The 6,311-nt window shown below is 67.8% G+C and carries 8 protein-coding genes; all 8 read left to right on the forward strand.

Going from position 1 to position 6,311, the window contains the following annotated elements; all coding sequences use genetic code 11:
- Positions 1 to 618: cytochrome c biogenesis heme-transporting ATPase CcmA (gene ccmA / locus ACLJTG_RS23535; protein WP_000888541.1), on the forward strand; the 618-nt coding region annotated here is incomplete at its 5' end.
- Positions 615 to 1,274 carry a heme exporter protein CcmB gene (gene ccmB / locus ACLJTG_RS23540; RefSeq protein ID WP_061378614.1) on the forward strand — a complete coding sequence of 220 codons (660 nt, stop codon included), beginning with the start codon at positions 615 to 617 and terminating at the stop codon, positions 1,272 to 1,274. The genes ccmA and ccmB, both read left to right, overlap by 4 nt.
- A gap of 51 nt (positions 1,275 to 1,325) precedes the next feature.
- A complete protein-coding gene (locus ACLJTG_RS23545) occupies positions 1,326 to 2,063 on the forward strand; it encodes a heme ABC transporter permease (RefSeq protein WP_000266003.1) in 738 nt (245 codons plus the stop codon).
- Positions 2,060 to 2,272 (forward strand): heme exporter protein CcmD, encoded by a 213-nt coding sequence (gene ccmD / locus ACLJTG_RS23550; RefSeq protein ID WP_064044369.1) that lies wholly within the window; start codon positions 2,060 to 2,062, stop codon positions 2,270 to 2,272. The genes ACLJTG_RS23545 and ccmD overlap by 4 nt, the downstream gene beginning before the upstream one ends.
- Complete coding sequence (gene ccmE, locus ACLJTG_RS23555) at positions 2,269 to 2,748, forward strand: cytochrome c maturation protein CcmE (protein WP_198898409.1); 480 nt, start codon at positions 2,269 to 2,271, stop codon at positions 2,746 to 2,748. Before ccmD ends, ccmE begins: the two co-directional genes overlap by 4 nt.
- Positions 2,745 to 4,676, forward strand: a complete 1,932-nt coding sequence (locus ACLJTG_RS23560) for a heme lyase CcmF/NrfE family subunit (RefSeq protein WP_140237096.1) — start codon at positions 2,745 to 2,747, stop codon at positions 4,674 to 4,676. The genes ccmE and ACLJTG_RS23560 overlap by 4 nt, the downstream gene beginning before the upstream one ends.
- On the forward strand, positions 4,673 to 5,230 hold the full coding sequence (dsbE, locus tag ACLJTG_RS23565) for a thiol:disulfide interchange protein DsbE (protein ID WP_000828293.1): 558 nt from the start codon (positions 4,673 to 4,675) through the stop codon (positions 5,228 to 5,230). Before ACLJTG_RS23560 ends, dsbE begins: the two co-directional genes overlap by 4 nt.
- Complete coding sequence (locus ACLJTG_RS23570) at positions 5,227 to 6,270, forward strand: cytochrome c-type biogenesis protein CcmH (protein WP_410959110.1); 1,044 nt, start codon at positions 5,227 to 5,229, stop codon at positions 6,268 to 6,270. The genes dsbE and ACLJTG_RS23570 overlap by 4 nt, the downstream gene beginning before the upstream one ends.
- Positions 6,271 to 6,311 lie beyond the last annotated feature (41 nt).

Here is a 6,311-nt window from a genome sequence, read left to right on the forward strand (position 1 = left end):
ATGCTTGAAGCCAGAGATCTGTACTGCGAGCGGGACGAGAGGACGCTGTTTCGCGGGCTGTCGTTCACCGTGGAGGCCGGGGAGTGGGTGCAGGTCACCGGCGGCAACGGCGCCGGAAAAACCACCCTGCTGCGCCTGCTGACCGGGCTGGCGCGCCCGGACGGCGGGGAGGTGTACTGGCAGGGCGAGCCCCTGCGCCGCGTGCGCGACAGCTTCCATCGCAGCCTGCTGTGGATAGGGCACCAGCCGGGGATAAAAACCCGCCTGACGGCGCGGGAGAACCTGCACTTCTTCCACCCCGGCGACGGCGCGCGTCTCCCGGAGGCGCTGGCGCAGGCCGGGCTGGCGGGATTTGAGGACGTGCCGGTCGCTCAGCTCTCGGCCGGGCAGCAGCGCCGGGTGGCGCTGGCCCGCCTGTGGCTGACCCGCGCCGCGCTGTGGGTGCTCGACGAGCCGTTCACCGCCATTGACGTTAACGGCGTGGCGCGCCTCACCCGGCGGATGGCGGCGCACACGGCGCAGGGCGGGATGGTCATTCTCACCACCCACCAGCCGCTGCCGGGGGCCGCGGACACCGTCCGCCGCCTGGCGCTGACCGGCGGGGGGGCCGGGCTGTGATGTGGCGTGTCTTCTGTCTCGAACTGCGCGTGGCGTTCCGCCACGGCGCGGACATCGCCGGCCCGCTGTGGTTCTTCCTGATGGTCATCACCCTGTTTCCGTTAAGCGTCGGGCCGCAGCCGCAGCTGCTGGCGCGTATCGCGCCGGGCATCATCCAGGTGGCGGCGCTGCTGGCCTCGCTGCTGGCGCTGGAGCGGCTGTTTCGCGACGACCTGCAGGACGGCAGCCTGGAGCAGCTGATGCTGCTGCCGGTGCCGCTGCCGGCGGTGGTGCTGGCGAAGGTGCTGGCCCACTGGGCGGTGACCGGCCTGCCGCTGATGATGCTCTCCCCGCTGGTGGCGCTGCTGCTGGGGATGGACGTGTACGGCTGGAAAATCATGGCGCTGACGCTGCTGCTCGGCACGCCGGCGCTGGGGTTTCTCGCCGCGCCGGGCGTCGCGCTGACGGCCGGGCTGCGGCGCGGCGGCGTCCTGCTGGGCATTCTGGTGCTGCCGCTGAGTGTTCCGGTGCTGATTTTCGCCGCCGCGGCGATGGACGCGGCATCGATGCATTTACCCGTTGACGGCTATCTGGCGGTGCTGGGGGCGCTGCTGGCGGGCAGCGCGACGTTAAGCCCGTTCGCCACCGCGGCGGCGCTGCGCATCAGTACGCAGTAGCGCCCCGGCACGACGGACATTTTACTGGTTTCAGGAGGTCAGGTGACGACTATGTGGAAAACCCTTCATCAGCTGGCGGCGCCGCCCCGGCTGTATCAGATTTGCGGCAGGCTCGTGCCGTGGCTGGCGGCAGCCGGCATCATCGCGCTGGCCACCGGCTGGGTCCGGGGCTTTGGTTTCGCCCCGGCGGACTACCAGCAGGGGGAGAGCTACCGCATTATGTACCTGCATGTCCCGGCGGCCATCTGGTCGATGGGTATCTATGCGGCGATGGCGGTGGCGGCGTTCACCGGGCTGGTCTGGCAGATGAAAATGGCCAGCCTTGCCGTCGCGGCGATGGCGCCGGTGGGGGCGGTGTACACCTTCATCGCACTGGTCACCGGCGCGGCGTGGGGCAAACCGATGTGGGGCACCTGGTGGGTGTGGGACGCGCGCCTGACCTCGGAGCTGGTGCTGCTGTTTCTCTACGCCGGGGTCATCGCCCTGTGGCACGCCTTTGACGACCGTAAAATGGCCGGGCGCGCGGCGGGCATTCTGGTGCTGGTCGGCGTGGTGAACCTGCCGGTTATCCACTATTCCGTCGAGTGGTGGAACACCCTGCACCAGGGCTCGACGCGGATGCAGCAGAGCATCGACCCGGCGATGCGCTCGCCGCTGCGCTGGGCCATCGCCGGCTTCCTGCTGCTCTTTATGACGCTTTCGCTGATGCGGATGCGCAACCTGATTTTACTGATGGAAAAACGCCGCCCGTGGGTGAGCGAACTGATACTGAAAAGGGGGCACCGGTGAGTCCGGCATTTTCATCGTGGAGCGATTTTTTCGCCATGGGCGGGTACGCCTTTTTTGTCTGGCTGGCGGTGGCGATGACCGTGGCGCCGCTGGTGCTGCTGGCGCTGCACACGGTGCTGCAGCGCCGGGCCATTCTGCGCGGCGTGGCGCTGCAGCGGGCGCGCGAGGCGCGGATGCGTGCCGCACAGGCGCAACAGGAGGCCGCGTGAACCTGCGACGTAAAAACCGGCTATGGGTGGTCTGCGCGGTGCTGGCGGGCCTGGGGCTGACCACCGCCCTGGTCCTGTACGCGCTGCGCGCGAATATCGACCTGTTCTATACCCCCGGCGAAATCCTCTACGGCAAGCGCGAGACGCAGCAGCTGCCGGCGGCGGGCCAGCGCCTGCGCGTCGGCGGGATGGTGATGCCCGGCAGCGTCAGGCGCGACCCGGACTCGCTGAAGGTGAACTTCAGCCTCTACGACGCCGAAGGGTCGGTGACGGTGAGCTATGAGGGGATACTGCCGGACCTGTTCCGCGAGGGGCAGGGGGTGGTGGTGCAGGGCACCCTGGAGAAGGGCAACCACGTCCTGGCGCACGAGGTGCTGGCCAAACATGACGAGAACTACACCCCGCCGGAAGTGGAAAAGGCGATGCAGGAAAACCACCGCCGCCCGCAACGCGTTGATAAGGACACCTCATCATGATGCCTGAATACGGCCACGCGCTGCTGTGCCTGGCGCTCGGCGTGGCGCTGCTGCTGTCCGTTTACCCGCTGTGGGGCGTGGCGCGCGGCGACGCGCGGATGATGGCGTCGGCCGGGGTGTTCGCCTGGCTGCTGTTTATCTGCGTGGCGGGCGCGTTTTTCGTGCTGGTGCACGCCTTTGTGGTTAACGACTTCACCGTGGCCTATGTCGCCGGCAACTCGAACACGCAGCTGCCGGTGTGGTACCGGGTGGCCGCCACCTGGGGGGCGCACGAGGGCTCGCTGCTGCTGTGGGTGCTGCTGATGAGCGGCTGGACCCTGGCGGTGGCGGTGTTCAGCCGGCGGGTGCCGGCGGATATCGTCGCCCGGGTGCTGGCGGTGATGGGGATGGTCTGCGCCGGTTTTCTGGCGTTCATCCTGTTCACCTCCGGCCCGTTCGCCCGCACGCTGCCGGCCTTTCCGGTGGAGGGGCGTGACCTGAACCCGCTGCTGCAGGACCCGGGGCTGATTTTCCACCCTCCGCTGCTGTACATGGGCTATGTCGGCTTCTCGGTGGCCTTCGCCTTCGCCATCGCCGCGCTGCTGAGCGGGCGTCTGGACAGCGCGTTCACCCGTTTTGCCCGCCCGTGGACGCTGGCGGCGTGGGTGTTCCTGACGCTGGGCATCGTGCTCGGCTCGGCGTGGGCCTACTACGAGCTGGGCTGGGGCGGCTGGTGGTTCTGGGACCCGGTGGAGAACGCCTCCTTTATGCCGTGGCTGGCGGGCACCGCCCTGCTGCACTCGCTGGCGGTCACGGAACAGCGCGCCGGCTTTAAGGCGTGGACGCTGCTGCTGTCCATCTGCGCCTTCTCGCTGTGCCTGCTGGGCACCTTCCTGGTGCGCTCCGGGGTGCTGGTGTCGGTGCACGCCTTCGCCTCCGACCCGGCGCGCGGAATGTTTATCCTCGCCTTTATGGTGCTGGTCACCGGCGGCTCGCTGCTGCTGTTCGCCGTGCGCGGGCACAGGGTGCGTTCGCGGGTGAACAACGCGCTGTGGTCGCGCGAGTCGCTGCTGCTCGGCAACAACGTCCTGCTGATGGCCGCCATGCTGGTGGTGCTGCTGGGCACCCTGCTGCCGCTGGTGCACAAACAGCTGGGGCTGGGCAGCATTTCGGTGGGGGAGCCGTTCTTTAACACCATGTTCACCTGGCTGATGGTCCCCTTTGCCCTGCTGCTGGGGGTGGGGCCTTTAGTGCGCTGGGGCCGGGACCGGCCGCGTAACATCAGGAAACTGCTGCTCACCGCCCTGGTCTCCACCCTGGTACTGTCGGTACTTTTGCCATGGCTGCTGGAAGATAAAATCATCGCCATGACGGCGGTGGGGATGGCGATGGCCTGCTGGATTGCGGTGCTGGCGGTGGCCGAAGCCGTACAGCGCGTGTCCCGCGGCGCCAGGATTTCCCTCAGCTACCTGGGGATGGTGGCGGCGCACCTCGGGCTGGCGGTGACGATTACCGGCATCGCCTTCAGCCAGAATTACAGCGTGGAGCGTGACGTGCGGATGCGGGCGGGCGACAGCGTGACCATTCACGACTACCGCTTCACCTTCCGGGAGGTGCGGGACATCACCGGGCCCAACTACCGCGGCGGGGTGGCCCTCATCGGGGTGACGCGCCACGGCGAGCCGGAGGCGGTGCTGCACGCGGAGAAACGGCTCTACAACACCAGCCGGATGGTGATGACCGAGGCGGCGATTGACGGCGGGCTGACCCGCGACCTGTACGCCGCGCTCGGGGAGGAGCTGGACAACGGCGCGTGGGCCGTGCGCCTGTACTACAAACCGTTTGTCCGCTGGATATGGGCCGGGGGACTGCTGATGGCGCTGGGCGGGCTGCTGTGCCTGGCGGACCCGCGCTACCGCCGCCGTAAACCATTGCCGGAGGCCGGATGAAACGCAACGTACTGTTATTACCGCTGCTGATTTTTCTGCTGATTGCCGCGGCGCTGCTGTGGCAGCTGGCGCGCAACGCGCAGGGGGATGACCCGACGAATCTCGAATCGGCGCTGACCGGGAAGCCGGTGCCGGCGTTCCGCCTGGAATCGCTGGAGACACCGGGTCAGTACTATGAGGCGGAGGTACTGACGCAGGGGAAACCGGTGCTGCTTAACGTCTGGGCCACCTGGTGCCCGACCTGCCGTGCCGAGCATCAGTACCTGAACCAGCTTTCTGCGCAGGGTATCCGGGTGGTCGGGCTGAACTATAAGGACGACCGGGCGAAGGCGGTGGCCTGGTTAAAGGAACTGGGCAACCCGTATGCGCTGAGTTTATCGGACAGCGACGGGATGCTGGGGCTGGACCTGGGCGTGTACGGCGCGCCGGAAACCTTCCTCATCGACGGCAGGGGGATTATCCGCTACCGCCATGCGGGCGATTTGAATGCCCGGGTGTGGGAGAGTGAACTGAAACCGCTGTGGGACAGATACAGCCGGGAGGCGGCGCAATGAGACTGTTACCGGGCATGGTGATGCTGATGCTGGCGCTGGTTATCGCCGGGTCAGCGCGGGCGACCACCGACGTGATGCCGTTTAAAGATGAAGCGCAGGAGCAGCAGTTCCGCCAGCTCACGGAGCAGCTGCGCTGCCCGAAATGCCAGAACAACAGCATTGCGGACTCGAACGCGATGATAGCCACCGACATGCGCCGCAGGGTGTATGACCTGATGCAGGAGGGGAAGAGCCGCCAGGAAATCATCGATTACATGGTGGCGCGCTACGGCAACTTCGTCACCTACGACCCGCCGCTGACCCCGCTGACGGTGCTGCTGTGGGTGCTGCCGCTGGCCGCCATCGTGGCGGGCGGGTGGATAATCGTCGCCCGGACGCGCCGGCGGGTGCGCCTGCGCCGGGAGCCGCTGCCGGCGGACACCCCGGTTTACGGCGCGCGCGCCGGGTGGGGCGTTTACGTGCCGGGGGCCGTCATTGCGCTGGCGGTCGGCGCCGGCAGCTACGCCCTGACCGGCAGCTATCCGCAGGTGAGGGCCTGGCAGCAGGCAACGGCGCAGACGCCCGGGCTGCTGGCGCGGGCGCTGGACCCGCAGGCGCAGCCGCTGAATGAGGAGGAGATGGCGCGGCTGGCGCTGGGGCTGCGCACCCGCCTGCAGAATGATGCCGGCAATGTTGAGGGCTGGCTCATGCTGGGGCGCACCGGTATGGTACTGGGTAATGCCGGTACCGCCACCGGGGCCTATGCGAACGCGTACCGGCTGGACCCGAAAAACCGCGATGCGGCGCTGGGCTATGCGGAGGCGCTGACGCGCTCGTCCGACCCGGAGGATAACCGCCGCGGCGGGGAGCTGCTGCGCCGGCTGGTGAGCCGCGACCACACGGATATCCGGGTGTTAAGCCTGTATGCGTTCAGCGCCTTTGAGCAGCAGCGCTTTGGCGAGGCGGTGGCGGCCTGGGAGATGATGCTGAAACTGTTGCCGGCAGACGATACCCGGCGGGCGGTGATAGAGCGCAGTATCCGGCTGGCGCAGGAGAAATAAGACCCTGACGGCCCGGTGGCGTGGCGCCATCGGGCCTGGCT

The sequence above is a fragment of the Salmonella sp. SAL00672 genome (assembly GCF_046552175.1).
Lineage (GTDB): Bacteria > Pseudomonadota > Gammaproteobacteria > Enterobacterales > Enterobacteriaceae > Salmonella > Salmonella enterica.

What these genes read in the sequence shown, in the direction of transcription:
- ACLJTG_RS23545 (WP_000266003.1), top strand. Translation starts at nt 1,326, where the DNA reads ATGTGGAAAACCCTTCATCAGCTGGCGGCGCCGCCCCGGCTGTATCAG.
- ACLJTG_RS23560 (WP_140237096.1), top strand. Translation starts at nt 2,745, where the DNA reads ATGATGCCTGAATACGGCCACGCGCTGCTGTGCCTGGCGCTCGGCGTG.
- dsbE (WP_000828293.1), top strand. Translation starts at nt 4,673, where the DNA reads ATGAAACGCAACGTACTGTTATTACCGCTGCTGATTTTTCTGCTGATT.
- ACLJTG_RS23570 (WP_410959110.1), top strand. Translation starts at nt 5,227, where the DNA reads ATGAGACTGTTACCGGGCATGGTGATGCTGATGCTGGCGCTGGTTATC.